General features: G+C 71.6%; 25 protein-coding genes. 9 read left to right on the top strand and 16 right to left on the bottom strand.

Annotation, left to right across the window (positions count from 1 at the left end; all coding sequences use genetic code 11):
* Positions 1 to 50 precede the first annotated feature (50 nt).
* The 3 genes from OG625_RS31015 (at position 51) to OG625_RS31005 (ending at position 3,183) form a co-directional block, all read left to right on the top strand.
* Complete coding sequence (locus OG625_RS31015) at positions 51 to 797, top strand: FadR/GntR family transcriptional regulator (RefSeq protein ID WP_329387609.1); 747 nt, start codon at positions 51 to 53, stop codon at positions 795 to 797.
* 155 nt (positions 798 to 952) lie between these two features.
* A complete protein-coding gene (eat, locus tag OG625_RS31010; protein WP_329387607.1) occupies positions 953 to 2,434 on the top strand; it encodes an ethanolamine permease in 1,482 nt (493 codons plus the stop codon).
* A 50-nt stretch (positions 2,435 to 2,484) separates the two neighbouring features.
* Complete coding sequence (locus OG625_RS31005) at positions 2,485 to 3,183, top strand: gamma-glutamyl-gamma-aminobutyrate hydrolase family protein (protein ID WP_329387605.1); 699 nt, start codon at positions 2,485 to 2,487, stop codon at positions 3,181 to 3,183.
* A 293-nt stretch (positions 3,184 to 3,476) separates the two neighbouring features.
* On the opposite strand, the gene OG625_RS31000 is transcribed toward OG625_RS31005, so the two are convergent.
* A complete protein-coding gene (locus OG625_RS31000; protein ID WP_329387603.1) occupies positions 3,477 to 4,400 on the bottom strand; it encodes a LysR family transcriptional regulator in 924 nt (307 codons plus the stop codon).
* Positions 4,401 to 4,470: 70 nt separating this feature from the next.
* Here OG625_RS31000 and OG625_RS30995 point away from each other — a divergent pair, with 70 nt between their 5' ends.
* Positions 4,471 to 5,616 carry a TDT family transporter gene (locus OG625_RS30995; RefSeq protein WP_329387601.1) on the top strand — a complete coding sequence of 382 codons (1,146 nt, stop codon included), beginning with the start codon at positions 4,471 to 4,473 and terminating at the stop codon, positions 5,614 to 5,616.
* Positions 5,617 to 5,667: 51 nt separating this feature from the next.
* Here the strand turns inward: OG625_RS30995 and OG625_RS30990 are convergent, their stop codons facing one another.
* Positions 5,668 to 6,387 carry a helical backbone metal receptor gene (locus tag OG625_RS30990; protein ID WP_443067812.1) on the bottom strand — a complete coding sequence of 240 codons (720 nt, stop codon included), beginning with the start codon at positions 6,385 to 6,387 and terminating at the stop codon, positions 5,668 to 5,670.
* Between the two features lie 5 nt (positions 6,388 to 6,392).
* Positions 6,393 to 7,031: a helix-turn-helix domain-containing protein gene (locus OG625_RS30985; RefSeq protein WP_329387598.1), complete on the bottom strand. Its 639-nt coding sequence runs from the start codon at positions 7,029 to 7,031 to the stop codon at positions 6,393 to 6,395.
* Between the two features lie 199 nt (positions 7,032 to 7,230).
* Between OG625_RS30985 and OG625_RS30980 the strand changes: the two genes are divergently transcribed.
* The 4 genes from OG625_RS30980 to OG625_RS30965 all read left to right on the top strand — a co-directional run bounded on the left by OG625_RS30980 (position 7,231) and on the right by OG625_RS30965 (position 11,631).
* The gene (locus OG625_RS30980; RefSeq protein WP_329391130.1) at positions 7,231 to 8,136 is read left to right on the top strand and encodes a 5'-3' exonuclease; all 906 of its coding nucleotides are present in this window, start codon (positions 7,231 to 7,233) and stop codon (positions 8,134 to 8,136) included.
* 49 nt (positions 8,137 to 8,185) lie between these two features.
* A complete protein-coding gene (locus OG625_RS30975) occupies positions 8,186 to 9,025 on the top strand; it encodes a siderophore-interacting protein (RefSeq protein ID WP_329387596.1) in 840 nt (279 codons plus the stop codon).
* Positions 9,026 to 9,111: 86 nt separating this feature from the next.
* Positions 9,112 to 10,653, top strand: a complete 1,542-nt coding sequence (locus tag OG625_RS30970) for a serine hydrolase (RefSeq protein WP_329387593.1) — start codon at positions 9,112 to 9,114, stop codon at positions 10,651 to 10,653.
* An 18-nt stretch (positions 10,654 to 10,671) separates the two neighbouring features.
* Entirely contained in the window at positions 10,672 to 11,631 is a 960-nt protein-coding gene (locus OG625_RS30965) for an RluA family pseudouridine synthase (RefSeq protein WP_329387591.1), read from the top strand.
* Between the two features lie 25 nt (positions 11,632 to 11,656).
* Here the strand turns inward: OG625_RS30965 and OG625_RS30960 are convergent, their stop codons facing one another.
* The 13 genes from OG625_RS30960 to OG625_RS30900 all read right to left on the bottom strand — a co-directional run bounded on the left by OG625_RS30960 (position 11,657) and on the right by OG625_RS30900 (position 24,593).
* On the bottom strand, positions 11,657 to 12,310 hold the full coding sequence (locus tag OG625_RS30960; protein WP_329387588.1) for a TetR/AcrR family transcriptional regulator: 654 nt from the start codon (positions 12,308 to 12,310) through the stop codon (positions 11,657 to 11,659).
* Positions 12,311 to 12,400: 90 nt separating this feature from the next.
* Positions 12,401 to 15,241 carry a DEAD/DEAH box helicase gene (locus OG625_RS30955; RefSeq protein ID WP_329387586.1) on the bottom strand — a complete coding sequence of 947 codons (2,841 nt, stop codon included), beginning with the start codon at positions 15,239 to 15,241 and terminating at the stop codon, positions 12,401 to 12,403.
* Positions 15,242 to 15,310: 69 nt separating this feature from the next.
* Positions 15,311 to 16,198, bottom strand: coding sequence for a diacylglycerol kinase (locus OG625_RS30950; protein ID WP_329387584.1), 888 nt, complete (start codon positions 16,196 to 16,198; stop codon positions 15,311 to 15,313).
* A 17-nt stretch (positions 16,199 to 16,215) separates the two neighbouring features.
* Entirely contained in the window at positions 16,216 to 17,172 is a 957-nt protein-coding gene (gene tatC / locus OG625_RS30945; protein WP_329387582.1) for a twin-arginine translocase subunit TatC, read from the bottom strand.
* A gap of 47 nt (positions 17,173 to 17,219) precedes the next feature.
* Positions 17,220 to 17,516 (bottom strand): Sec-independent protein translocase subunit TatA, encoded by a 297-nt coding sequence (gene tatA, locus OG625_RS30940; protein WP_329387580.1) that lies wholly within the window; start codon positions 17,514 to 17,516, stop codon positions 17,220 to 17,222.
* Between the two features lie 183 nt (positions 17,517 to 17,699).
* Entirely contained in the window at positions 17,700 to 17,900 is a 201-nt protein-coding gene (locus tag OG625_RS30935; RefSeq protein WP_329387578.1) for a hypothetical protein, read from the bottom strand.
* A gap of 26 nt (positions 17,901 to 17,926) precedes the next feature.
* Positions 17,927 to 18,154 (bottom strand): hypothetical protein, encoded by a 228-nt coding sequence (locus OG625_RS30930; RefSeq protein WP_329387575.1) that lies wholly within the window; start codon positions 18,152 to 18,154, stop codon positions 17,927 to 17,929.
* A 14-nt stretch (positions 18,155 to 18,168) separates the two neighbouring features.
* Positions 18,169 to 19,137, bottom strand: a complete 969-nt coding sequence (locus tag OG625_RS30925) for a helix-turn-helix transcriptional regulator (RefSeq protein WP_329387573.1) — start codon at positions 19,135 to 19,137, stop codon at positions 18,169 to 18,171.
* A gap of 201 nt (positions 19,138 to 19,338) precedes the next feature.
* Positions 19,339 to 20,295, bottom strand: a complete 957-nt coding sequence (locus OG625_RS30920) for a helix-turn-helix transcriptional regulator (RefSeq protein WP_329387571.1) — start codon at positions 20,293 to 20,295, stop codon at positions 19,339 to 19,341.
* A 145-nt stretch (positions 20,296 to 20,440) separates the two neighbouring features.
* Positions 20,441 to 20,818, bottom strand: a complete 378-nt coding sequence (locus OG625_RS30915; RefSeq protein ID WP_329387569.1) for an FKBP-type peptidyl-prolyl cis-trans isomerase — start codon at positions 20,816 to 20,818, stop codon at positions 20,441 to 20,443.
* A gap of 40 nt (positions 20,819 to 20,858) precedes the next feature.
* Complete coding sequence (locus tag OG625_RS30910) at positions 20,859 to 21,797, bottom strand: FKBP-type peptidyl-prolyl cis-trans isomerase (RefSeq protein WP_329387567.1); 939 nt, start codon at positions 21,795 to 21,797, stop codon at positions 20,859 to 20,861.
* 102 nt (positions 21,798 to 21,899) lie between these two features.
* Complete coding sequence (pafA, locus tag OG625_RS30905) at positions 21,900 to 23,261, bottom strand: Pup--protein ligase (protein WP_030016332.1); 1,362 nt, start codon at positions 23,259 to 23,261, stop codon at positions 21,900 to 21,902.
* Between the two features lie 75 nt (positions 23,262 to 23,336).
* Positions 23,337 to 24,593 (bottom strand): MFS transporter, encoded by a 1,257-nt coding sequence (locus OG625_RS30900; protein WP_443067811.1) that lies wholly within the window; start codon positions 24,591 to 24,593, stop codon positions 23,337 to 23,339.
* Positions 24,594 to 24,729: 136 nt separating this feature from the next.
* On the opposite strand from OG625_RS30900, the gene OG625_RS30895 reads away from it, so the two are divergent.
* Positions 24,730 to 25,728, top strand: coding sequence for a LacI family DNA-binding transcriptional regulator (locus tag OG625_RS30895; RefSeq protein ID WP_329387565.1), 999 nt, complete (start codon positions 24,730 to 24,732; stop codon positions 25,726 to 25,728).
* Positions 25,729 to 25,762 lie beyond the last annotated feature (34 nt).

Below are 25,762 nucleotides of genomic sequence, written 5' to 3'. Positions count from 1 at the left end.
GCGCCTAAGGTATTGAACAGAACCATTGCTTGGGAAGGGGAGGAGCCAAGATGACCGACACGGCGAGCGAGGGGGACGCCGCCCGGCGGCTGGATCCCGTGCTGCGGCAGGTGCGGGCGGGCAACGGTTTCGAGGAGGCCTTGGAGCAGATCCTCCAGGTCGTCCGGCTGGGTCTGGTGTCCGGCGGTGAACGGCTTCCGCCCGAGCGCGAGTTGGCGGAGCGGATGGGGATCAGCCGGGTCACGCTCCGCGAGGTGCTGAAGGTACTCCAGGACCAGGGACTGGTGGAGGCCAGGCGCGGCCGCTACGGCGGAACGTTTGTGCTGCACCGCCCCGACACCCCGGCGAGCGGCGCCGAGGAGGAGCTGCGCCGCCGGGTCGCGGGCGTGGACATCGAGGACGTCCTGCGCTTCCGCGAGGTCCTGGAGGTGGGCGCGGCCGGGCTGTGCGCCTCGCAGGGGCTGTCCGAGGAGGGCACCGACCGGCTGCTGGGCGCGCTGACCGCCACCCACGACGCCCCGCTGGCCGACTACCGCCGCCAGGACACCCTCTTCCACCTCACCCTGTGCGAACTGGCCGGATCCGCCACCCTGACGGCCCAGTACGCGGCCGTCCGCTCCAGGGTCAACGACCTGCTGGACTGCATCCCGCTGCTCGTGCGCAACCTGGAGCACTCGCAGCAGCAGCACACCGCGCTCGTGGAGTCGGTGCTGGAACGGGACGCCGCGGGGGCGCGCGAGGCCATGCGCGAGCACTGCTGCGGCACGGCGGCCCTGCTGCGGGGCTTCCTGGCGTGACCCGTGACCCGGACGCCCCCGCGCGATCCGGCGCGATCCGGACGGAGAGGTCTTCGTAACGTCCGTTTAACGCAGAGGTCTTGCGCTCTCCACTCTCCTACGGCAAAGGTACGCAGCAAAACCATTGCAGCATTGCCCGCAGGCAGGAGCGCACGATGGCCGACGACATCGAGGCACGGCTGACAGCCGTGCCCGCACCCACCAAGTCCCCCGACGGCGGGAGCGACGGACCGGACGACTACCTGGAGCGCCGCACGCTCCGCCGCGGCAGCGCCGGCTGGCTGCTCCTGACCGGCCTCGGTGTCGCGTACGTCGTCTCCGGGGACTTCTCCGGCTGGAACGTCGGCCTCGACAAGGGCGGCTTCGGCGGCCTCGCCATCGCCACCGTCCTCATGGGCGCGATGTACGCCTGCCTGGTCTTCTCCCTCGCCGAGCTCTCCACCATCCTGCCCACGGCGGGCGGCGGATACGGCTTCGCCCGCCGCGCGCTGGGCCCCTGGGGCGGCTTCCTCACCGGCACCGCGATCCTCATCGAGTACATCCTCGCCCCGGCCGCGATCGTCATCTTCATCGGCGACTACGTGGAGTCCCTCGGCCTCTTCGGCCTCACCTCGGGCTGGCCGGTCTACCTCGGCTGCTTCGTGATCTTCATCGGCGTGCACCTGTGGGGCGTCGGCGAGGCGCTGCGCTTCAGCCTCGTCGTGACCGCCGTAGCCGTGGCCGCGCTGCTGATCTTCGCGGTGGGCGCCTTCACCGAGTTCAGCGCCGAGGGCCTCAACGACATCCCGGTCGACCCGGAGGCCTTCGGGTCGAACTCCTGGCTGCCGCTGGGCGTGCTGGGCATCTGGGCGGCGTTCCCGTTCGGCATGTGGTTCTTCCTCGGCGTGGAAGGCGTACCGCTGGCCGCCGAGGAGGCCAAGGACCCGGTCCGCTCCATGCCGAAGGCGCTCGCCATCTCCATGGGCGTCCTCACCCTGCTGGCGCTGATCACCTTCTTCGCCGCGACGGGCGCGCAGGGCGCGGACGCCGTCAAGGCCGCAGGCAACCCCCTCGTCGTGGCTTTGGAGGGGGACGGCGGCCCGACCGCGCTGAGCCGGTTCGTGAACTACGCCGGCCTCGCCGGCCTGGTGGCCTCCTTCTTCTCCCTCATCTACGCGGGCTCGCGCCAGCTGTTCGCCCTCTCCCGGGCCGGCTACCTGCCCCGCTTCCTGTCGCTGACCTCGAAGCGCAAGGCCCCGTACCTGGGTCTGGTCATCCCCGGCGCGATCGGCTTCGCCCTCGCCGCGGCCACCGGGGACGGCGCGCGGATGCTCAACATCGCGGTCTTCGGCGCGACCATCTCCTACGCCCTGATGGCCCTCTCACACATCGTGCTGCGCCGCCGGGAGCCGGGCCTGGAGCGGCCGTACCGGACCCCGGGCGGGATGGCGACCTCCTCGGTGGCCTTCGTACTCGCCCTCTCGGCCCTGGTCGCCACCTTCCTGGTGGACAAGGACGCGGCCTTCATCGCGCTCGCCGTGTACGCCGTCGCCCTGGCGTACTTCGCGTTCTACAGTCGGCACCACCTGGTGGCCTCGGCCCCCGAGGAGGAGTTCGCGGCTCTGGCGGAAGCCGAGGCGGAACTGACCCGCGACTGAAACCCTGCCCCTGTACGCCCCCTCGCCCGCCCCCTCTGGAGGTACGGAACGTGCCCAGGCCGCTCATCGGCATCACCACCTACGTCGAGGAATCCACCCGCTACGGCGTCTGGGACCTCCCGACGTCCCTCGTACCGTCCGGGTACTACGAACTCGTCCAGGCGGCGGGCGGCGCGGCCGTCCTGCTCCCGCCGGACGAACCCGCGTCGGCGGCAGAGGTGCTGAGCCGGGTGGACGGCCTGGTCGTCGCGGGCGGCCCGGACGTGGACCCGGTGAACTACGGGGCGGTACGGGACCCGCGCACGGGCGCCCCGGCCACGGTCCGCGACCAGTGGGAACTCGCCCTGATCGCGGCGGCCCTTGACGCGGGCACCCCGATCCTGGGCATCTGCCGGGGCATGCAGGCGCTGAACGTGGCCCTGGGCGGCACGCTGATCCAGCACATCGACGGCCACGTGGACACCCCGGGCGTCACCGGCTGGCACCCGGTCCGCCCGGTCCCCGGCACGCGGTACGCCTCCCTCGTCCCCGAGGAGGCGGAGGTCCCGACCTACCACCACCAGGCCGTCGACCGCCTGGGCCGCGGCCTGATCGTCTCGGCGTATGCCGTCGACGGCACGGTGGAGGCCATCGAACTCCCGGACCGCTGGGTCGTGGGCGTCCAGTGGCACCCGGAACGCGACAAGGACACCCGGGTCATGGCCTCCTTCATCGAAGCCACCGCCCTAGCGCCCCTCCCGGTCGCGTAACCCCGCCTCACCCGTCGGCGCGCCTCAAAGACCTGGGGCTCCGCCCCAGGCCCTCCCCCGGACTCCGTCCGGGGGGACCCCCACGCCTCAAACGCCGGCGAGACTGGAATTGCCCTGCGGGCAATCCAGCCCGACTGGGCCCTGGTTGCGCTGCGCGCACTTCCAGGCTGACGCCGGCAATATCCAGCCCGTCCGGCGTTTGAGGAGCGGGGTACGGGGCGGAGCCCCGGATCCTTGAGCCCGGCAACCGGCAGCGCCCCGGGCAACGGCGCCGCACCCGGCACGGGCCTCGGCTACGGCCGGCGCCGGGTCAGCGACAGCAGATCCCGCGCCGGCCCCGCAGGACGGGCACCGGCCGGCCAGACCGCCCGCAGGGCCCGGCCCAGCGCGGCGCCCGCCACCGGGACCTCCACCAGCCGGCGCGCCGCCAGCTCGTCCCCCACCGCCAGCTCGGACAGCACGCACGGCCCCGCCCCGCTCAGCGCCGCCGCCTTCACCGCGGTGGTCGACGCCAGTTCGAGCAGCGGAGCCGCCAGCCCGCCGGCCGAGGCCAGCGCGGCGTCCAGCACCTGCCGCGTCCCGGACCCCCGTTCCCGCAGGATCAGCGGCGTGGACGCCAGTTCCGCCGCCTCCACCGCCCGCGCCCGCTTCGCCCACGCGTGCCCCGGCGCCACCGCCACCACGAGCCGGTCCTGCGCGATCACCGCCGAGTCGAGCCCTTCCGGCACCGTCAGCCCCTCCACGAAGCCGACGTCGGCCTCGTGCGTGAGCACCCGCTGCGCGACCACCGCGGAGTTCCCCGCGTGCAGGGACACCGCCGTGTCCGGCCGCTGCCCGCGCAACGCGATCAGCCACCCGGGCAGCAGGTACTCCGCGATCGTCATGCTGGCCGCGACCCTCAGCCGCGAGTCCCGCCGGCCCCGCAGCGCCTGCGCCCCCGCGTCGAAGGCCTCCGCCGCCTCCACCACCCGCCGGGCCCAGTCCGTGACCAGCGCGCCCTCCGCCGTCAGCGTCGACCCCCGCGGCGAGCGGTCGACCAGGGCCACCCCGAGCCGGGTCTCCATCGCCCGGATCCGGCTGCTGGCCGCCGGCTGGGTGATGCCCAGCCTCCGGGCCGCCCCGCTCAGGCTGCCGACCCGCGCGACCTCCAGCAGCAGCTCCAGCGCGCCCAGGTCCGGCACCCGGTGCGCGAGCGGCACCCACTCCTCTTCACCCATAACATCAGTTTATGGCCTTATAGCGAGATGACCTCTGCCGCCCGCTCCCACCTGCGGCGACGCTGGATCCATGGCCACCACCCTCGTGCGACCCCGCACCCTCACCGAACCCCAGCCCGAGCTCCGAGCCCACAAGGCCCCCGCGCTCCGGCACCTCGGCCCCAACTGGTACGCCTCCGTCATGGGCACGGCGATCATCGCCAACGCCGGCGCGACCCTCCCGTACCAGCTCCCCGGTCAGCGCGTGGCCTGCCAGCTCGTCTGGGCGCTGTCCGCCGTGGTCCTCGCCGTCCTGCTCACCGCCCGCGCCGGCCACTGGCTCCACCACCGCGACCAGGCCCGCGCCCACCTCCTCGACCCGGCGGTCGCCCCCTTCTACGGCTGCCTCTCGATGGCCCTGCTGGCCGTCGGCGGCGGCGCCCTGATCGTGGGCAAGGACCTCATCGGAATCGACGCCGCCGTCGCCGTGGACACCGTGCTCTTCACCGCCGGCACCGCCATCGGCCTGGTCATCGCCGTGGCCGTGCCCTACCTGATGGTGGTCCGCCACAAGGTCGAGCCCCGCCAGGCTGCCCCCGCCTGGCTGCTGCCCCTCGTATCCCCCATGGTCTCGGCGGCCCTCGGCCCCCTCCTGATACCCCACCTGCCCGCCGGGCAGCCCCGCGAGGCCATGCTGCTCGCCTGCTACGCGATGTTCGGCATCAGCCTGTTCGCCACCCTGCTGATGCTCCCCCTGGTCTTCGGCCGGCTGATCGTGGGCGGTCCCCTCCCCCTGGCCATGACCCCCACCCTCTTCCTGGTCCTGGGCCCCCTCGGCCAGTCGACCACCGCCGTGAACCAGCTCGCCGACATGGCCCCCCAGTCGATCGGCGCCCCCTACGCCGGGGCGCTCGGCGCCTTCGCCGTGGTCTACGGGGTCCCCGTGATGGGATTCGCGCTGCTGTGGCTGGCCCTCTCGGCCGCGATGCTGGTCCGGGCGGCCCGTGACGGCATGGGCTTCGCGATGACCTGGTGGGCGCTGACCTTCCCCGTCGGCACCTGCGTCACCGGCGCCGCCGGCCTGGCCCGGCACACCGGCCTGACCGCCTTCGCCTGGCTCGCGACCGCCCTCTTCCTCGCCCTGCTGACCGCCTGGCTCCTGGCCGCCGCCCACACCCTGCGCGGCCTGTTCTCCGGCCGCCTGCTCGCCGCTCCCCTCCAGGCCGCCTCGCGCTAGCGGATCTCCCGCGGGCCGGGTCCCGATCAGCCGGGCCCGGCCCCGCGGACGTCAGCCCGCCGCGCGCAGCGCCGCCGCCAGGACCCGCGGCGCCTCGGCCAGCGAAGGCCCGTACCAGGTCAGGTGGCGGCCACTGATCAGGGCGGCGGGAAGGCCGGGGAAGGCTTCGGGGCCGTCCCCGGCCGTGAAGCGGTACGGCTCGTCGGGAAGCACCACCAGATCGCAGCCACTGGCCACGAGCTCTTCCACCGGCACCCGGGGGTAGCGCTCCGGGTGCCCCGCGTACGCGTTGCGCACGCCGAGACGCCCCAGCAGGTCCCCCGCGAAAGTGTCGCGGCCGAGCACCATCCAAGGCCGCCGCCACACAGGGACGAAGGCGGTCCGCGAGCCGACCGGCTCCACCCGGGCCCACGCCCGCTCCGCATCCGCCAGCCATCCGGGCCTCGTCAGCCCCAGCGCCCCCACCAGCACCCGGTCCAGCTCGCGCAGCGCCTGCGGCAGGTCTCGTACCTCGGTAACCAGCACCTCCACCCCGGCCGCGCGCAGGTCCGCCAGGTCGGGGGCCCGGTTCTCCTCCTCGTTGGCGATCACCAGGTCCGGGCGCAGCCGTACGATCTCCCGCACATCGGGGTTCTTGGTCCCCCCGATCCGCACCGCGCCGCCGAGATCGGCGGGGTGCGTGCACCAGTCTGTGACACCGACCAGCAGCCCCGGTGCACTCACCGCGACCGCCTCGGTCAGCGACGGCACCAGCGAGACGACCCGCCGCACGCCGCTCAGCGCCCGGGGGACGGCGGCTCGGACGTGGCGTGGATGTGGTCGCCCACCGCGACCACCAGGATCTTCGTGTCCTCGGTGACCGACCGCCAGCGGTGGCGCACCCCTCCGGACAGGAACAGCGCGTCGCCGCTCTCCAGCCGGTACGCCCGCCCCTCCGCCTCCACCTGACAGGCGCCCGCGACCACGTACATCAGCTCGTCGTTGCGGTGCTGGTACTCGCGCCCCGCGTCCTGGTCCCCGGTGAACTCCAGCGCGTGCAGCTGGTGGTGACCACGCACGAGGGGCCGGACACCCGGCACCGGGGTGAGCCCCGATTCGTCTCCGGCCCGTACGAGGTCCACCGTACGGGCGGTGTCGGAGGCGGCGAGCAGCTCGACGGCCGTGGTCTCCAGCGCGTCCGCGACCCGTTCCAGGGACCGCATGCTGGGCCGGGCCCGCTCGTTCTCTATCTGGCTGAGGAAGGGCACCGACAGACCGCTGCGCGCCGACACCGCGGCGAGCGTCAGGTGCAGCGCGCGGCGCCGCTTGCGCACGGCCACGCCCACCCGGAGCGGTTCCTTGCCGTCCTTGTCGGCGTCCTTGTCGTTCCTGTCGATCCCGTCGCCCTGGTCGCCCTTGCCGTCCCTGTCGTTCATGTCGGGGCTGCCCTCCCCTTGTCCGTCGCACATCGGTGTGCTGTAAGCACCTTACGCAGCAACCGCCCCGGGTTTCGCGTGCACGGCATTCCCGTGCGTACCGGGTAGGCACCCGTTCACCATCCGTGGCGGGACTTCCCACCCGGCCCAGCGGCCGCATTGCGGCATCATCGTCACCGTGACGACGACACGACGCCTGATGCTCCTGGACACCGCCTCCCTCTACTACCGCGCGTACTTCGGTGTGCCGGACTCCGTGAAGGCCCCCGACGGGACCCCGGTCAACGCCGTCCGCGGGCTGCTCGACTTCATCGGACGGCTGGTCCAGGACCACCGCCCCGACGATCTCGTGGCGTGCATGGACGCCGACTGGAGACCGCACTGGCGAGTGGAGCTGATCCCTTCCTACAAGGCCCACCGGGTCGCCGAGGAGACCGAGAGCGGACCCGACGTCGAGGAGACCCCGGACACCCTCGCCCCCCAGGTCCCCATCATCGAGACCGCGCTGGACGCCTTCGGCATCGCCCGGGTGGGCGTCGCCGGGTACGAGGCGGACGACGTGATCGGCACCCTAACGGCCCGTGCTAGTGGCCCGGTGGACATCGTCACGGGCGACCGGGACCTCTACCAGCTGGTGGACGACGCCCGGCAGCGCCGCGTGCTCTACCCCCTCAAGGGCGTGGGCACCCTCCAGGTGACGGACGAGGCCTGGCTGCGCGAGAAGTACGGGGTGGACGGCCCCGGCTACGCGGACCTGGCGCTGCTGCGCGGGGACCCGAGCGACGGCCTGCCGGGGGTGCCGGGCATCGGCGAGAAGACGGCGGCCAAGCTGCTGGACGCGTACGGGGACCTGGCCGGGATCATCGCGGCGATCGACGACCCGAAGTCGAAGCTGACCCCCACCCAGCGCAAGCGCCTGGACGAATCCCGGCCCTACCTGGCGGTGGCCCCGAAGGTGGTCCAGGTGGCCTCGGACGTCCCGCTGCCGGCCTTCGACCCGGCCCTTCCGAAGGCCCCCGCACAGCCCGAACTGGTGGACGCGCTAGCCCATCGGTGGGGTCTGGGAGGCGCAGTGTCCCGGTTGAGCGGTGCGTTGCGCGCGTGAGGTGCTAACTTAGGTAAGGCTAAGTTTCGTGGAAGTCAGGGGAGACACCGTGGCAGAAGGACGTGCCCGTACCGTCGGCACCGCCGCAGTCGTCCGCACCGAGCGGCTCACGCCGCACATGGTCCGGATCGTGCTGGGCGGCGAGGGCCTGCAAGGTTTCGGCGCGGGCGAGTTCACGGACCATTACGTCAAACTCCTCTTCCCTCCGCAGGGCGTCACCTACCCCGAACCGTGGGACCTGGAGCGGATCCGCGCCGAGTACCCGCGCGACCAGTGGCCGCGCCAGCGCGCGTACACCGTACGGAGCTGGGACCCGGCGCGCATGGAGCTGACCCTCGACTTCGTCGTCCACGGCGACGAGGGCCTGGCCGGCCCCTGGGCGGCGCGGGCCCTGCCCGGCGAACTCGTGCGCTTCCTCGGCCCGGGCGGCGCGTACGCCCCGGACCGGACGGCCGACTGGCACCTCCTGGTGGGCGACGAAAGCGCGCTCCCCGCCATCGCCGCGACGATGGAGCGGATGCCGGCGGGCGCACGGGTGCACGCCTTCGTGGAGGTCGAGGGCCCGGCCGACGAGCAGAAGATCGCCACCCCGGACGGGGTCGCCCCGGTCTGGGTCCACCGCGGCGACCGCCCGGTCGGCGAGGCCCTGGTGGAGGCCGTCAGAGCCCTCCGCTTCCCCTCCCCGGACGTCCACGCCTTCGTCCACGGCGAAGCGGGCTTCGTCAAGGCACTCCGCCACCACCTCCGCCTGGAGCGGGGCATCCCGCGCGAACGCCTGTCGATCTCGGGCTACTGGCGCCTGGGCGAGACGGACGAGGGCTGGCGCGCGATCAAGCGCGACTGGAACGCCGCGGTGGAAGCCGAACAGGACCACGCCACCGCCGCCTGACCCGCGGGCTCCGCGCTACCGGGGCTCCGCCCCGGCGCCGCACCGGCCCCCGCGCGGTTCCACCGCACTGGCAGGACAATGGCCACATGCGCACGCTCCGCGTGATCGGGGCAGCCGGCACGGCCGTACTTCTGGCCACGGGAGCGGCAACGGCAGCCGCCGCCCCCAGCCCGCCCCCCGCGCCGAAACCGCAGATCAGCGACGAGGCGGTCGACAAGGCCATCGCCCGCCTCGACCAGACCGTCGCGGACATGATGCGCCGCACCGGCGTCCCCGGCATCTCCGTGGCCGTCGTCCACGACGACGAGGTGATCCACCTCAGGGGCTTCGGCGTCCGCCGCACCGGCGAGAGCGCGAAGATCGACCCCGACACCGTCTTCCAGATCGCCTCGCTCTCCAAGCCGATCTCCTCCACGATCGTGGCCGGCGCCCTCACCGACCCCGTCCAGTGGGACCGCCACGAGCCGCTCCCCGGGTTCTCCCTCAAGGACCCCTGGGTCACCGGGCACGTGACGACGGCCGACCTCCTCTCCCACCGCAGCGGCCTCCCCGACCATGCCGGCGACCTGCTCGAAGACCTCGGCTACGACCAGGCGTACATCCTCGACCACCTCCGCCTCCAGCCGCTCTCCCCCTTCCGCGCGAGCTACGCCTACACCAACTTCGGGTTCACGGCCGGCGCCGAGGCCATCGCCCGCGCCAAGGGCACCAGCTGGCAGAAGCTCGCCGCGGACACCCTGTTCAAGCCCGCCGGGATGACCAGCACCAGCACCGAGTTCTCCGCTTTCGCGCAGGCCCCGAACCACGCCGCCACTCACGTGAATAACCCTGACGGCACCTGGAGCCCCCGCTTCGTCCGCGACCCCGACGCCCAGGCGCCGGCCGGCGGCGTGAGTTCCTCGGCCCGCGACATGTCCCGCTGGCTGCGGCTCCAGCTCGCCGAAGGCACCCTCGACGGGAAGCGGATCATCCCGGCCGACACCCTCGCCACCACCCACCTCCCGCAGATCCTGTCGCAGCCGCCCGCCCCGCCCGCCAACCGCACCGGCTTCTACGGGCTGGGCTGGAACGTCTCCTACGACGACGCCGGCCGGCTGCGCCTGAGCCACTCCGGCGCCTTCGACCTCGGCGCCAACACCAATGTGACCATGCTCCCGCTGGAGGAGCTCGGCGTCGTCGTCCTCACCAACGGACGGCCGGTCGGCGTCGCGGACGCCATCGCCCTCGACTTCTTCGACTTCGCCGAGCACGGCAAGGCCACCACCGACTGGCTCGCCCTGACCTCCGCGCTGTACGCGCAACTGGACGACGCGAGCCGCTCCCCCACCGACTACGCCGACCCGCCCGCCGGAGCGAAGCCGGCCCAGGACAGCGCGAGTTACACCGGAACCTACGACAACCCGTACTACGGCAAGGCCACCGTCACCGCCGCCGCCGACGGCGCGCTCACCCTCTCCCTCGGCCCGAAGCCGCTGCGCTTCCCGCTCACCCACTACGACGGGAACACGTTCAGCTTCGAGACGACCGGCGAGAACGCGGTCGGCCGCACCGGGGTGACCTTCGCCGACGGCACGCTCCGCGTCGAGTACCTCGACGCCACCCACCTGGGCACCTTCACCCAGGAGTAGCGGCATAGCCTGTCCCCGATGAGACGCAGAGCCCAGGTACCCCCCTCGCCGCTCCCCCAGCGCGCCGGAATCGACCCCGTGCGCCTGCGGCTGCCCGCCGATCCCGAGGGGATGTGGCCGGATCTCGGCGCCTACCTCACCGCCCGGTACGCGGGCACCCGCGGCGCGGACTCCATCGCGCACCTGCTGGCCGGCGGCCGGGTGCTCGGGCCCGGCGGGCGGGTGCTGCGCGCGGGGGACCCGTACGAGCCCGGCGGGTACCTGTGGTTCCACCGGGACATGGAGCCCGAGCCGGTCGTCCCCTTCGCGCTGCGCGTGGTGCACCGCGATCCGCACCTGCTGGTGGTGGACAAGCCGCACTTCCTGGCGACCACCCCGCGCGGCAGCCACGTCACGCAGACCGCCCTGGCCCGGCTCCGCGAGGAGCTGGACCTGCCGGAGCTCAGCCCTGCGCACCGGCTGGACCGGCTGACCGCGGGGCTGGTCATGTTCAGCGTCCGGCCCGAGGACCGCGGCGCCTACCAGCTCCTCTTCCAGCGGCGCGAGGTGCACAAGGAGTACGAGGCCCTCGCGGCCCACGATCCGGCGCTGGTCTTCCCCCGTACGGTCCGCAGCCGGATCGAGAAGACGCGCGGGGTCATGGCCGCGGTCGAGGTCCCCGGCGGGGAGCCGAACGCCGAGAGCCTGATCGAGCTCGCCGACACCCGCGGCGGCCTGGCCCGCTACCGGCTGACCCCGCACACCGGCCGCACCCACCAGCTGCGGGTGCACATGAACGCCCTCGGCGTGCCGATCCTCGGCGATCCGGTGTACCCGCGGGTCACGGACCCGGCCCCGGACGACTACCGCCGCCCGTTGCAACTCCTGGCCCGGGTACTGGACTTCACCGACCCGGTCACCGGGACCGCCCACCACTTCGAGAGCGGCCGCGAACTCCGGGCCTGGACCGACCCCGCCGGCTGGGAAACCGGCAGCTAGGCGCTCCGGGCACTGCCACCCGCCCCTACTCGTGGCGGACGCCCGCGATCCGCAGGGCCGCGTCCGCCGTGGCCGCCGCGAAGACCGTCACGGGACGCTCCGGATCGGAGCGGTGGATCAGCATGACGCCCTCGATGAGCCCGAAGACCAGGTCGTTGCGCAGGTCCAACCCCGCCTTGTCCCCGGCCAGTTCCTCACCGACGGACGTGGCGTCGAGCAACGTCCGGTAGGCCTCCCTGAGTTCTTCGCGCATCCGGCGGAACTGCGAGAAGCGCGAACCGGCCACCTCGGGCAGCAGGTACAGCGCCCCCAGGTTGTACGGCCCTCCACACAGCTGCAGCACGTCGGAACGGCACAGCTCCCACAGTCGGCGCGCCGCCGGCCGCTTGCCGTCGGCGAGCAGCTGCCGGGCCAGCACCAGCGAGGGCGCGACCGTGGACTCCAGCAGCTCGGCGAGGAGTTCCTCCTTGCCGCCGAAGTAGTGGTACATCGTGGCCTGGCGCATTCCAGCCCGTTCGGCGACCGCCCGGGTGGTGGTCGCCGCATATCCCCGCACGGTGAAAAGCTCGGCCGCCGCGCAGAGGAGTTCCTCGCGCGGCGGCCGGCCGCTCTCCGGTCTTTCCTGGTCGGCGCGCGGCCGACCGACCCTTTTAGGCCCCCCGGCCAATCCCCCACTCATGAGCTGATCGTCGCACACAGCACGCCGATTCGATCATGGCAAGAGATCAAATCAAGTCAACCCTATTTTTAGAGGAAGCTCCAAATCCGGTTAGCCGACGGAGCTGTAGGCCACCACACCCCGCAGCAGCGCGTCCACGGCCTTGCGCGCGTTGCGGGCCACCGTGCTCCCGCTGTCGCCCGAGGCCGAGGGGGCCGCCGCCGCGATCTGACCGAGCACGTCGATGACCTGCTTGCACCAGCGCACGAAGTCACCCGCCGGCATCTCCGCCTCGCGCAGCACCTCGTCCAGGCTCTTGTCGGAGGCCCACTGGTACGCCGCCCACGCGAAGCCGAGGTCCGGCTCGCGCTGGCCCACGCCCTCCGCCTGGTTGATGCCGTGCTCCTCCTCCAACGCGTCGAGCCGGCCCCAGATGTGCACCATCTCGCCCAGGGCCGCCTTCGCCGCCCCGCCCGGCACCTTCGGCGCCACCGCGTCATCGGACTGCCGCGCCTCGAAGACCAGCGCCGAGACACAGGCGGCCAGTTCGGCCGGGCTCAGCCCTTCCCACACCCCGGCGCGCAGACACTCCGAAGCCAGCAGGTCGAGCTCACCGTACAGCCGCGCCAGGCGCTTCCCGTGCACGGTGACCTCGTCCTCGCGCAGGTAGTCCAGCTCGGTGAGCAGCGCGTGGATCCGGTCGAAGGTGCGGGCGATGGTGTTCGTCCGCCCCTCGATGCGCCGCTCCAGCTGCTGCGTGTCCCGCTTCAGCCGCCAGTAGCGCTCCGCCCAACGGGCGTGGTCCTCACGCTCGTCACAGCCGTGACAGGGGTGCGCGCGCAGCTCGGTCCGCAGCCGCGCGATCTCACGGTCGTCGGCGGCCGCGGCCCGGCCGCGCGTGCGCCGCTCCGGCGTGATGTGCCCGGCCTTCGTCCGCAACTGGGACGCCAGGTCCCGACGGGACTGCGGGGAACGCTGGTTGAAGGTCTTGGGGATCCGCATCCGGTCCAGCGCCTCGACCGGGACCGGGAAGTCGATCGCGGCGAGCCGCTTGACCTGCCGCTCGGCCGTGAGCACCAGCGGGCGCGGGCCCTCCGCCCACTCCTGCCCGCGGTGCCCGTGCACCCGCCCGGCCGGCACGCCCGGGTCCAGGACCAGCGCGAGCCCGGCGAACTTGCCGGTCGGCACGTGGATGATGTCACCCGGCTTGAGCTTCTCCAGCGAACTCGCCGCCTGCGCCCGGCGCTGTGCCGCGCCCTGCTTGGCCAGGTCCGTCTCGCGGTCCTTGAGCTCGCGGCGCAGCCGCGCGTACTCCTCGAAGTTCCCCAGGTGGCAGGTCATGCCCTCCTGGTAGCCCTCCAGGCCCTCCTCGTTGCGCTGCACCTGCCGGGAGATCCCGACGACCGAGCGGTCGGCCTGGAACTGCGCGAAGGAGGTCTCCAGCAGCTCGCGCGACCGGTGCCGCCCGAACTGACTGACCAGGTTCACCGCCATGTTGTACGAGGGCTTGAAGCTGGACCGCAGCGGATACGTACGCGTACCCGCGAGCCCGGCCAGACCCGCCGGGTCCATCCCGCGCTGCCACAGCACCACCGCATGGCCCTCGACGTCGATGCCGCGCCGCCCGGCCCGGCCGGTCAGCTGCGTGTACTCGCCGGGGGTGATGTCGGCGTGCTGCTCGCCGTTCCACTTGACGAGCTTCTCCAGGATGACCGTGCGCGCGGGCATGTTGATGCCCAGCGCCAGGGTCTCGGTGGCGAAGACCGCCTTGACCAGGCCGCGGACGAACAGCTCCTCCACGACCTCCTTGAAGGTCGGCAGCATCCCCGCGTGGTGCGCGGCGATGCCCCGCTCCAGCCCTTCGAGCCACTCGTAGTACCCCAGGACGTGCAGGTCCTCGGTGGGGATGGAGGCGGTGCGCGCCTCGACGAGCTCGCGGACCTTCAGACGCGCCGAGTCGTCGTTGAGCCGCAGGCCCGCGTACAGGCACTGCTGGACGGCGGCCTCGCAGCCGGCCCGGCTGAAGATGAAGTTGATCGCGGGCAGCAGCCCGTCGTTGTCGAGACGGGCGATGACCTCGGGCCGCGACGGGGTCCAGATCCGGCCGCGGGAGCGCCGTTCGCGCTCGCGGTCGGCCTCGCGGACCATCTTGCCGCGCCGCCGGTCCTTCGGACTGTACGTACGACTGTTCTCCTCGCGCGCCATGCGCAGCAGGTCGGGATTGACCTCCCGGCGCGCGGAGCCGCGGCCGCCGTGGTCGGACTCCTCCTCGAACAGGTCGTAGATCTTCCGGCCGGCCATGACGTGCTGCCACAGCGGGACGGGCCGCTCCTCGGAGACGATCACCTCGGTGTCGCCGCGCACGGTGTCCAGCCAGTCGCCGAACTCCTCCGCGTTGGACACGGTGGCCGACAGCGAGACCAGGGTCACCGACTCGGGGAGGTGGATGATCACTTCCTCCCAGACGGCTCCGCGGAACCGGTCGGAGAGGTAGTGGACCTCGTCCATGACGACGTAGCCGAGGCCCCGCAGCGACTGCGAGCCCGCGTAGAGCATGTTGCGGAGCACCTCGGTGGTCATCACCACCACGGGCGCCTCGGAGTTGACACTGTTGTCACCGGTCAGCAGACCCACCTTGTCGGCGCCGTAGCGCTTGACGAGGTCGGCGAACTTCTGGTTCGACAGGGCCTTGATCGGCGTCGTGTAGAAGCACTTGCGGCCCTGCTGGAGGGCCAGGTGCACGGCGAACTCGCCGACGATCGTCTTGCCCGAGCCGGTCGGGGCGGCCACCAGGACGCCCTTGCCGGCCTCCAGTGCCTTGCAGGCCTCGACCTGGTACGGGTCCAGATCGAATTCGTACATCTCGCGGAAGGGAGCCAGGGCAGAGGCCTCTTCGGCGGCGCGGATCCGGGCAGCGGCGTACCGCTCGGCGGGTGAGAGTTCTTCGGTCATCTTGAGATCGAGCCTACCCGCCACCTCTGACAACAGTCGCGATCATTTAAGCGGGCTGCGGGACACCCGCTACGACAAGACCCGGACCGCCCCCGGCACGCACTCGGCGGTCACCGGCAGCGGCCCCAGCGGCTCCCCGTCGGCGTAGGCCGTGATCCCCGCCGCCTCCAGGGTGACCTTCCGCGCCCGGTGGACGGTCACCTTCGGATGGTCGAGGTGGGTGCCCTTGTACACGCGCGGGAACACCCTCAGCAGCGTCGCCCGGCTGCAGTCGCCCACCACCGTGATGTCGAAGAGCCCGTCGTCGGGCACGGCGTCCGCACAGATCCGCATCCCGCCGCCGTACGAGGACCCGTTGCCCACCGCCACCAGCGTGGCCTCGGTCTCGATCACCGGGCCGTCGTCCAGGGTGATCCGGTACGGGAAGGGCCGGAAGGCGGCCAGCTCCGCGAGCATCGCCAGGTCGTACTTGAACCGCCCGGCCGGCAGCCGCATCCGGTTGCCCCGGTCGTTGACCCGCGAGTCGAAGCCGGAGCACAGCACCGTCCCGTACCAGGTGCCCCCCACCCGGCCGAGGTCGATCTCCCGGATCCGCCCCTCCTTGAGGGCCCCGGCGGCCAGCCGCCCCGCCCGCGCGGGCTCCCGTACGGGCAGCCCCAGCGCCCGCGCGAAGTCGTTGCCGGTGCCCACCGCGACCACCCCGAGCGGCACGTCGGTCCCGGCCAGGGCCTGGAGGGCCAGGGAGACCATGCCGTCGCCGCCGACCGCGATCACCGCTCCGGTGCCCGCGTGGACCGCGGCCCGCAGCCGGGCCAGCGCGTCCGGCCCGTCCCCGCCGACGACGCTGCGCACCGAGAAACCGGCCGCCCGCAATGCGGAAGCGGCCGGCTGCGCGGCGTGCGCGCCCCGGCCGCGTCCCGCGGTGGGATTGACGAAGAGGGTGATCTCAGAGCTCACCCGCCGGAATGTACCCGTCAGGTGGCGTCGTCGTAACCGTTGATCCGCTCACGCCCGCCGTCGGCCTGCCCGGGCAGCGCGGCCGGGGCCGCGACCGGCTCCATCGCGCCGATCGGCGCCGGGGTCAGGTCCAGATCGGCGGCCTCGTCGTCGTCCAGCCCCGCGTCGGGATCGTTGCGCGCGCGTCGGCGGTCGTTGAGCAGGCAGATACCGAGGGCGATGAAGTACAGGGCCACGATCGGGGCGGCCAGCGCCAGCATGGTCAGCGGGTCACCGGTGGGCGTGGCGAACGCCGCGAAGACCGTGATGCTCAGGATGAACGCACGCCACCAGCCCGCCAGCCGCTTACCGGTGAGGACACCGGTGAAGTTCAGCAGGATCAGCAGCAGCGGCAGTTCGAAGGCCAGGCCGAACACGATCACCATGCGGGCGATCAGGTCGAGATAGTCGTCGACCGGCAGCAGGTTGCGTGCATGGTCGGGGGTGAACTCGAGCAGGATCGTCGCGGTCTGCGGAAGGATCTTGTACGCGAGCACCGCGCCGGCTGCGAAGAGCGGCGCACCGACCGCGACGAAACTCCGCGCGTACTTCTTCTCGTGGCTGTGCAGACCGGGCGCAGCGAACGCCCACACCTGGTACAGCCACATCGGCGCGGACAGCACCACACCGGACATCAGCGAGACCTTCAGGGCGATCGAGAAGGCCGAGATGAGGCCGTTCACCGTCATGTCGGCGCAGGGCTTGCCGTTGCGCTGGGTCACCACACCGTTGGTACAGCCGACGGAATCCAGCATTGGCTTCAACAGGAAGTTGATGATGTCCTTGTAGAAGAAGGCCGCCACGGCCGTGATCACGAGGATCACCAGGACCGACTTCAGCAGACGGTTTCGCAGCTCACGCAGGTGCTCGACAAGAGGCATCCGCCCTTCGGCGTCCTTGTCCGCTTTCTCCTGCTTGCGGGCAGACTTGAGCAACCCACGTCCCTTGTCTCGTTGCAGATGACTGGCGTGCTCGGTGCGACTCAGCCCTTGGCGGTGTGGTTCGGCTCGCTCACCGGACGGGAGCTGGTGACGTCACCGGGCGCGGCCTGGATGGTGCGCGGGGCGACGGGCTGCTGAGCGGCCTGGTCGGCCACGTTCGCCGCGGTACCGGCGTCCTCGGCCTCGCCGTCCTTCTTCATGGCCTTGGCCTCGCTCTTGAGGATGCGGGCCGACTTGCCGAGGGAACGGGCCATCTCGGGAAGCTTCTTGGCACCGAACAGAAGCACGATGACAGCGATGATCAGAAGGATCTCAAGGGGCTTCAGATTGCCGATCATGTGTGTCTTCCTTCTCACCGAAACGGCTGGTTGTGGTGGCTGCGGGCGGCCCGCCCGGAAAACCGGCGACCGACCTGCCAAGGATCGTAACCCCCGGGGGTTAACGCTCGGCAATCCCCCGGGGTACCCGCGCTTGCACGAAGGCCGGTTGTTCACGCCCAGGACACACTGGTTCGTCCCGCTTTACGACCGCACGCCACGGCCCGACCGCGCAAGATCCGCCGCCGCCCGCTCCAGCTCCCCCGAAGCATCCGAAATCCGCCGGCTCGCCCGCTCCACCTGCCCGGACAGCCTGCGCACCTCCACGAACACCCGCACGGCCAGCACGGACAGGACGGCGAGCCCCAGGAAGCCCAGGGCAATTGCGAACATCGGCCACAGCATGGGAGGACCCTAGCCGAGGAGCCCCCTCACACGCTCCGCAGGGTGCTCACGCCACCACCCGTCAACAGCTCCACAATGCGCTCACCAGCAGGTTTACGGACGGACGCGCCACACGCGGGACAGGTGAAGGAGTAGAAGGTGGCCCTGCGGCTGCCCCCGATGGCGAGGCGCAGCGCCCCCGCGTCCAGCTCGAAGCGGGCACGGCAGTCGGGACAGGAGGCCTTGAACGCGACGGACCCGGACTTCTGCGACATCGACGCCGCTCCCCTCAGACCTGTTCCCCGTACCCCGCGAGTGCCTCTCGAGCCGCGCTCCGCGCGCTCTCCGCCAGTTCCACGGGGGCCACGATCCGACCCTCGCGGCCCAGCCGCAGCCCGAGCCGGCGCAGCGACCCCGGATCCGGGGTGCGCAGCGTGATCCGGAGCCCGCCGTCGGCCAGCTCCTCGGCGCTGTCGTGCGGGTAGTACTCCGCGACCCAGCGCCCGCCCGGCCCCACCTCGACCACCACCTCCGGATCCTCCGCGGCCGGCTGCACCAGCCCCTCGGACAGATCACGCGGCTCGATGGCGGGCGGCTCGGCCCGCTCGTCCAGCAGCCGGATCTCCGCGACCCGGTCCAGCCGGAAGGTGCGCCGCGCCTCCGAGAGGTGGCACCACCCCTCCATGTACGTGTGCCCCACCGCGAACAGCCGGATCGGGTCCACCTTGCGCTCCGTGAGCTCGTCGCGCGCCGGCGAGTAGTAGCGCAGCCACAGCCTGCGCCGCTCCGCGATGGCCCGGTCGACGTCCGCGAAGACCCCGCCCTCGGACTCGAAGGTCACCGACAGCCGGGAGGAGGCCCCGGCGGCCTCGCCCGCGGCCGCCTCCAGCTTCGCGGTGGCCCGCAGCAGCGCCTCCCGGTCGCTCTCGCGCAGCCCCGGCAGCGTCGCCACCGCACGGGCCGCCACCAGGAGCGCGGTCGCCTCGTCGGCCGCCAGCCGCAGCGGCTCCGCGGTGGACTCCCCCGACGCGTCCGGGTTGCGCCACCAGATGCGCTCCCCGTCGGTGTCGATGTCGAGCAGGTCACCGCCCCGGAAGCTGGTCCCGCACATGGGCAGTACGTCGAGGTCCGAGATCAGCTCGTCCTCAGTGATCCCGAAGGCCCGCGCGACGTCGGCGACGTGCGCGCCCGGGCGCTCACGCAAGTACGTGACCAGGGACAGCATCCGGCGGGTCTGGTCGATGGCGTTGGCAGCCATGCTGGTACGTCTCCCCCTCAGGGCGTGCTCTTCGGATGGTGCGTGCGCTTGCATTGGTGCGGCGACGGCCCGGCACTGACGGCCCGGCCCCCGCAGCCCGGCGGTGCGGCCCGGGCGGTCCCGGTTTCCGCGGCCCCGGTTCGGCGACGACGGTGCGGCGATGACGGACCAGCCGCAGCCGCTCCGCCCGGCCCCGCCGGGTCAGGCCTTGGCGACGGCCCTCAGCCGGTCCACCACGTCCGCCCTCAGGTCGGCGGGCCCGACCACCACGACGTCCGGCCCGAACTCCACCAGCCAGGCGTCCAGCCCGTGCCCGTACGGGATCTCCAGCTCGTCCCAGCCGTCCCCGCCCTCCCGCACGGCCGTCGCCTTGGACCGCAGCGGATACCCCGCCCCGGCCCGCAGCCGGATCACCGCCGAACGGTCCGCGCTCTCGCCCGCCCAGCTCGCCACGGTCTCCCGCACGGTCACCACGTCGGGAACCTCGGCGGTGTACTTGCCCGCCCGCGAACGGACCTTCCCCGTGATCCGCGACAACCGGAACACCCGCTCCGCACCACGGTCGCGGTCATGGCCGGCCAGGTACCAGTGACCCCGCCAGCACTCCAGCGCCCAGGGCTCCACCTGCCGCGTCTCGGGCCGCGCCGCCGTCGACTTGCGGTAGTCGAACACCACCGGCCGCCGGTCCCGGCACGCCAGCATCAACGGCTCGAACGCCGCTTCGTGCACCGGAATGCGCGGCTCGATGGCACTGTGCTGGCCCTCGTACGGATCCCCGGCCTCCGGCATCCCGCCCGCACGCAGCTTCTGCAGGGCGCCACTCGCCGCCCCCGCCAGCCGCGCCTGCTGCCAGACCTTCGCCGCCAGCCCCAGGGCCGCGGCCTCCTCGGCGTCCAGCGAGACGGGAGGCAGCCTGTTGCTGTCCCGGCGCGCGAGATAACCGATCTCGCCCTCCAGGTTCTCCACCGTCTCGATCACCAGGCCGAGTTCACGCAGATCGTCCTTGTCCCGCTCGAACATCCGGTTGAAGGACTCGTCGTTGCCGGCTTCGAGGTACGCCTCGATGGACCCCCGCAACTCCCGCTTGCTCAGCGGCCGTCGCGTCCCCAGCAGACACAGCGCCAGATTCATCAGCCGCTCGGCCTTGGCAATCGCCATCGACGCCCATCCCCGCTTCCCTCGTACGCGTCCGCTCGCGGACACAGCCGTGACCGTTGACCGTACCGCCCCCGCCCGCCCGGACAAAAGCGAGGGGCCCCCACCGACAGGCAGGGGCCCCTCAACCGATCGAACGGCAGACCGATCAGGCGTCCATCAGGTCGCACACGAAGATCAGCGTCTCGCCCGGCGCGATCGCACGACCCGCACCCTGGTCACCGTAGGCGAGGTGGGCCGGGATCGTCAGCTTGCGACGGCCGCCGACCTTCATGCCCTGGACACCCTGGTCCCAGCCCTTGATGACCTGACCGACACCCAGCTGGAACTGCAGCGCGCTGCCACGGTTCCACGAAGCGTCGAACTCCTCACCGGTGGAGAAGGCCACGCCCACGTAGTGGACCTTGACGAAGGCACCGACCTTGGCCTCGGCGCCCTCGCCCTCCCAGATGTCTTCGATCACGAGGTCGGTCGGAACCGGGCCCTCGGGGAAGTCGATCTCGGGCTTCTCGAGCTTGTCGCTCACGGAACTGCTCCTCAAACGTATGCGGACAACCGGGACAGTCTTACATCACCGCGAGGATGTCCAGGCTGAAGACCAGAGTCGACTTCGCCGGAATGGACCCCTTCTCCTCGTCACCGAACGCCATGTCCGGCGGGATGACCAGCAGGATCCGGCTCCCGACCTTCTTGCCGAGCATGCCGTCCTTCAGACCCTTGACCGCCAGCTGGTCCATCGCCCACGGCACCGTGGCGTCGCTGGTGTAGGTGCTCTCGAAGGTCTTGTCGTCCGCCCACGTCTTGCCGTGGAACTTCACCACGACCGTGTCGGTGTCCTTCACCGCCGCACCGTCGCCCTCCAGCACGTAGTTCGACACCAGCTTCGCCGGCGCCGCCACGTCCTTCGGAACGGCCACGGACACTTCCTTGCCGTCCGTGTTCGTACCGACCTTCGGGAGGTCCTTGTTGTCCTGAGCGACCTCCTTGCCCGTCGCCGAGGCCGGAACGGACGCACCCTTGACGATGTCCACGACGAAGACCAGCGTGGCGTTCGGCTTGATCTTCTCGCCCGACCCCTGAGCCCCGTAACCGAGCTCCGGCGGAATCACCAGCTCGATACGACTGCCGACCTTCTGCCCCTCCAGCCCCTGGTCCCAGCCCTTGATGACGGCGCCCGCACCGATCGTCACATCGAACGTCTGGCCACGGTCGAAGCTCTGGTCGAACGGCTCCTTGCCGTCCCACACCTGACCGAGGTAGTTGACCTGGGCGATGTCGCCCTTCTTCAGCACAGGGCCCTTGCCCTCGCTGATGGTCACCACCTTCAGGTCCTTCGGCGGCGTGCCCTTACCCGTCGCAAGGGTGGGCTTCTCCCCGAACTCGGCACCCTTCGTGATCGCGGGCGCCCCGTTCTTCATCTGGGCGGAGTCGGAGCCGCTGTCACCACACGCCGCTGTCGACAGCAGCAGAAGGGGTACGACAAGCAGGCCGGCAAGTCGGCGCACGTGTTCCTCAGATCTCAGACGGCAAGCGGTCGCCGCCACTCTAAGCCGTGACAAGGGCCCCGTACGAGACAGGTACGGGGCCCCACCACGCGCCGGACAGATCTACATCCCGGCGATCAGCTTCTCCACCCGGTCGTCCACCGACCGGAACGGGTCCTTGCACAGCACCGTCCGCTGCGCCTGGTCATTGAGCTTCAGGTGCACCCAGTCCACCGTGAAGTCCCGCCGCTGCTCCTGCGCCCGGCGGATGAAATCACCGCGCAGCCGCGCCCTCGTCGTCTGCGGGGGCACCGACTTGCCCTCGAAGATCTTCAGGTCGTTGCAGATCCGCGCCGCCTGCCCCTTGCGCTCCAGCAGGTAGTACAGCCCACGCCGACGGTGGATGTCGTGATACGCGAGGTCTATCTGAGCCACCCGCGGATTCGACATGGTCATGTTGTGCTTGGCCCGGTAACGCTCGATCAGCTGGTACTTCATCACCCAGTCGATCTCGGTCCCGATCCGGTCCAGGTCCTCCGCGTCGATCGCGTCCAGCGTGCGACCCCACAGCTCCAGCACCTGGTCCACCACACCGGTACGGATCCCACGGCGCTCCGCGAAGTCCACCGCCTTGTCGTAGTACTCCCGCTGGATCTCCAGCGCCGAGGCCTCCCGACCACTCGCCAGACGCACCTTGCGCTGACCCGTGATGTCGTGACTCACCTCACGGATCGCCCGGATCGGGTTCTCCAGGGTCAGGTCCCGCATCACCGTGCCCGCCTCGATCATGCGCAGCACCAGATCGGTCGCCCCGACCTTCAGCAGCATGGTCGTCTCGGACATGTTCGAGTCCCCGACGATGACGTGCAGCCGGCGGTAGCGCTCCGCGTCCGCGTGCGGCTCGTCCCGCGTGTTGATGATCGGCCGGGAACGCGTCGTCGCGGAACTGACGCCCTCCCAGATGTGCTCGGCCCGCTGACTCACGCAGTACACCGCACCACGCGGAGTCTGCAGCACCTTGCCCGCACCGCAGATCAACTGCCGCGTGACAAGGAACGGAATGAGGATGTCCGCCAAGCGGGAGAATTCCCCGTGCCGCGCCACCAGGTAGTTCTCGTGGCAGCCGTACGAGTTGCCCGCCGAGTCGGTGTTGTTCTTGAAGAGATAGACGTCGCCCGCGATTCCCTCCTCGTGCAGGCGGCGCTCAGCGTCGACGAGCAGTCCTTCGAGAATGCGCTCGCCCGCCTTGTCGTGCGTGACCAGTTCGGTCACGTTGTCACATTCGGGTGTTGCGTATTCCGGATGCGAACCCACGTCGAGGTACAGGCGGGCGCCGTTCCGCAGGAAGACATTGCTACTGCGGCCCCATGACACAACACGGCGGAAGAGGTAGCGCGCCACTTCGTCAGGAGACAGTCGGCGCTGTCCCCTGAACGTGCACGTGACGCCGTACTCGTTCTCCAGCCCGAAAATGCGGCGGTCCATGACTGAACATTACGCCTTCTGCCCTCTTCTGAAACCGGGTTCGAGAGCGCCGTTTCGATCAGTTTCCCCGAACCCCTACGAAACGCCGTTCGCAACACCCTCCACCACGGGCCCCCGGACGGCCTCCGAAGACCCCGCCACCGCACGACCGCGACCCCCCGACGCCAGCACCCCCTGAGTCACCATCAGAACCAGCAGCGCCGCCGCCCCGGCCACACCCGCCACCCCGAAACTCGCCGCCGTACCGGCCCACTCCACCACCGGCCCGGCCACCGCCGTACCGATCGCCGCACCCACCCCGAAGAACGTCACCAACCACGAGAACGCCTCCGTCACCGTCCCCGCCGGCGCATGCCGGTCCACCACGATGAACGCACACGCCAGCGCCGGCGCCAGGAACACACCCGCCAACGCCGCCAGCCCCGCCATCGCCACCGGCCCCGGAGTCCACACCAACGGCAGGTAACACACCGCGAGCAACGCCACCAACAGACGCAACCGCCGCTCCGGCGCACCCGCCCACTGCCGCGCCCCGTACACCACACCACCGACCAGCGCACCCAGCCCCAGCGCCGCCATCAACCAGCCGTACACCGCCTGGTCCCCGTGATCGTCCGCGTACGCCACACCCGCCACGGCGATCGAACCCAACGCCGTACCCACGAAGAAGAACGCCCCCAGCAACGCCAGCAACCCCTTCGAACGCAGCGCGCCCAGCCAGTGCGCCTCACGCGGCTCCGACCGCCACGTCCGCGAAGGCTCGCTCACCACCACCGACAACGCGCCCAGCACCCCGATCGCGTTCAGGGCCAGCAGCGCCCCGGCCGGCGACCACAGCGCCACGAACAGCGTCACCAGCAGCGGCCCCACCGTGAACATGACCTCCTGGGCCACCGCGTCCATCGCGTACGCCGCGTGCACCCGCTCCTCACGGCCGCCCAGCACCCCCGGCCACAGGGCGCGCAGCCCGCCCTCCAGAGGCGGCGTGAACAGCCCCGCCACCACCACCGCGGCATACGCCGCCGCCACCGACCCGGTACCCGCCAGAGCCAGCCACACCATGCCCAGCGCCGACACCACCGCCGCGGGCAACTGCACCCGCGGCTGCCCGTACAGGTCCACCGCACGCCCCAGCAGCGGCTGTCCCACCGCGTTCGCCACCCCGTACGCCGCGGCCAGCGCCCCCGCCAGGCTGTAGCTCCCGCCCTCCGACCGCGTGAACAGCACGATCGCGATCGCCGCCGTGCCGTTGGGCAGCCGGCCTATGAGCGTGCCCACCAGCAGCCTCGCGGCGTGCCGGGTCCTGAGCAGCTCCGCGTATCCCGCGGCCATGTCCGCCCCCTTCTGCCCGGACCAACGCCGGAGTAATACGTATAACGTGACCCGTCATACGTACCATGGCCACAGCCCACCGGTCCACCCACCGGACACGCACACCCGTTCCGACCACGCACTTCGGGAGCCACCTGTGACGAGACCCACCAGCCGGGACGTCGCCACCGCCGCCGGGGTCTCCCAGGCCACCGTCTCCCTCGTCCTCGGCGACAAATGGCACGGCCGCGTCTCCGCCCGCACCGCCGACCTCGTCCGCGAAACCGCCACCACCCTCGGCTACCGCCCCAACCTCGCCGCCCGCAACCTCCGCCTCGGCACCACCCGCACCGCCCTCCTCGTCGTCCCCGCCCTCACCAACGAATTCTTCGCCCGCGTCTACACCGGCGCCGCCCGCATCGCCGCCGAACACGGCTTCGGCGTCGTCCTCTACCCCTCCCCCGACGGCACCGGCCCCGCCCGCGACCCCTTCGCCTCCGCCCGCGCCGCCCTCGACGGAGTCATCGCCTCCTCCATGGCCGCCGACGCCCTCCACGCCATCGGCGGCGCCGACCTCCCCCTCGTCATGCTCGACAGCGACCCCACCGCAGGACGCGCCGCCGCCCACGTCAACCTCGCCATGGCCGACGGCATGCGACAAGTCACCGAACACCTCCTCACCCTCGGCCACCGCCGCATCCTCCACCTCGCCTCCGCCATCGACTCCTGGACCTTCGACATCCGCGCCCAGGCCCTCACCACCCACCTCACCCCCCACACCGAACTGCGCACCGTCCGCGCCCCCCTCACCGTCGACGGCGCCCGCACCGCCACGGAAGCCGCCCTCGCCCACCCCCACGACCGCCCCACCGCGATCATCTGCGACGACGACATCCTCGCCGCCGGCGCCTGCAAAGCCGCCCGCCGCCTCGGCCTGCGCATCCCCCAGGACCTCTCCGTCACCGGCTTCGACGACCTCGCCCTCGCCACCGCCGTCGACCCCGAACTCACCACCGTCCACCTCCCCGCCGAACGCGTCGGCGAACAAGGCATGACCGCCCTCCTCGCCGTCCTCGAAGGCACCCCCTGGACCGCCCCCGACATCCCCGTCACCCTCATCCCCCGCGACTCCACGGGCCCCGCCCCCACCCCCTGAACACGCCAAAGCCCCGGCCCGCCAAAGGCGAACC

Origin of the sequence: Streptomyces sp. NBC_01351 (assembly GCF_036237315.1) — a bacterium.
Classification (GTDB): domain Bacteria; phylum Actinomycetota; class Actinomycetes; order Streptomycetales; family Streptomycetaceae; genus Streptomyces.
This window is presented reverse-complemented; position numbering and strand designations above follow the sequence as displayed.

What these genes read in the sequence shown, in the direction of transcription:
- OG625_RS31015 (WP_329387609.1), top strand. Translation starts at nt 51, where the DNA reads ATGACCGACACGGCGAGCGAGGGGGACGCCGCCCGGCGGCTGGATCCC.
- eat (WP_329387607.1), top strand. Translation starts at nt 953, where the DNA reads ATGGCCGACGACATCGAGGCACGGCTGACAGCCGTGCCCGCACCCACC.
- OG625_RS31000 (WP_329387603.1), bottom strand. Translation starts at nt 4,400, where the DNA reads ATGGGTGAAGAGGAGTGGGTGCCGCTCGCGCACCGGGTGCCGGACCTG.
- OG625_RS30995 (WP_329387601.1), top strand. Translation starts at nt 4,471, where the DNA reads ATGGCCACCACCCTCGTGCGACCCCGCACCCTCACCGAACCCCAGCCC.
- OG625_RS30985 (WP_329387598.1), bottom strand. Translation starts at nt 7,031, where the DNA reads ATGAACGACAGGGACGGCAAGGGCGACCAGGGCGACGGGATCGACAGG.
- OG625_RS30980 (WP_329391130.1), top strand. Translation starts at nt 7,231, where the DNA reads ATGCTCCTGGACACCGCCTCCCTCTACTACCGCGCGTACTTCGGTGTG.
- OG625_RS30970 (WP_329387593.1), top strand. Translation starts at nt 9,112, where the DNA reads ATGCGCACGCTCCGCGTGATCGGGGCAGCCGGCACGGCCGTACTTCTG.
- OG625_RS30965 (WP_329387591.1), top strand. Translation starts at nt 10,672, where the DNA reads ATGAGACGCAGAGCCCAGGTACCCCCCTCGCCGCTCCCCCAGCGCGCC.
- OG625_RS30960 (WP_329387588.1), bottom strand. Translation starts at nt 12,310, where the DNA reads ATGAGTGGGGGATTGGCCGGGGGGCCTAAAAGGGTCGGTCGGCCGCGC.
- OG625_RS30955 (WP_329387586.1), bottom strand. Translation starts at nt 15,241, where the DNA reads ATGACCGAAGAACTCTCACCCGCCGAGCGGTACGCCGCTGCCCGGATC.
- tatA (WP_329387580.1), bottom strand. Translation starts at nt 17,516, where the DNA reads ATGATCGGCAATCTGAAGCCCCTTGAGATCCTTCTGATCATCGCTGTC.
- OG625_RS30935 (WP_329387578.1), bottom strand. Translation starts at nt 17,900, where the DNA reads ATGCTGTGGCCGATGTTCGCAATTGCCCTGGGCTTCCTGGGGCTCGCC.
- OG625_RS30930 (WP_329387575.1), bottom strand. Translation starts at nt 18,154, where the DNA reads ATGTCGCAGAAGTCCGGGTCCGTCGCGTTCAAGGCCTCCTGTCCCGAC.
- OG625_RS30925 (WP_329387573.1), bottom strand. Translation starts at nt 19,137, where the DNA reads ATGGCTGCCAACGCCATCGACCAGACCCGCCGGATGCTGTCCCTGGTC.
- OG625_RS30920 (WP_329387571.1), bottom strand. Translation starts at nt 20,295, where the DNA reads ATGGCGATTGCCAAGGCCGAGCGGCTGATGAATCTGGCGCTGTGTCTG.
- pafA (WP_030016332.1), bottom strand. Translation starts at nt 23,261, where the DNA reads ATGGACCGCCGCATTTTCGGGCTGGAGAACGAGTACGGCGTCACGTGC.
- OG625_RS30900 (WP_443067811.1), bottom strand. Translation starts at nt 24,593, where the DNA reads ATGGCCGCGGGATACGCGGAGCTGCTCAGGACCCGGCACGCCGCGAGG.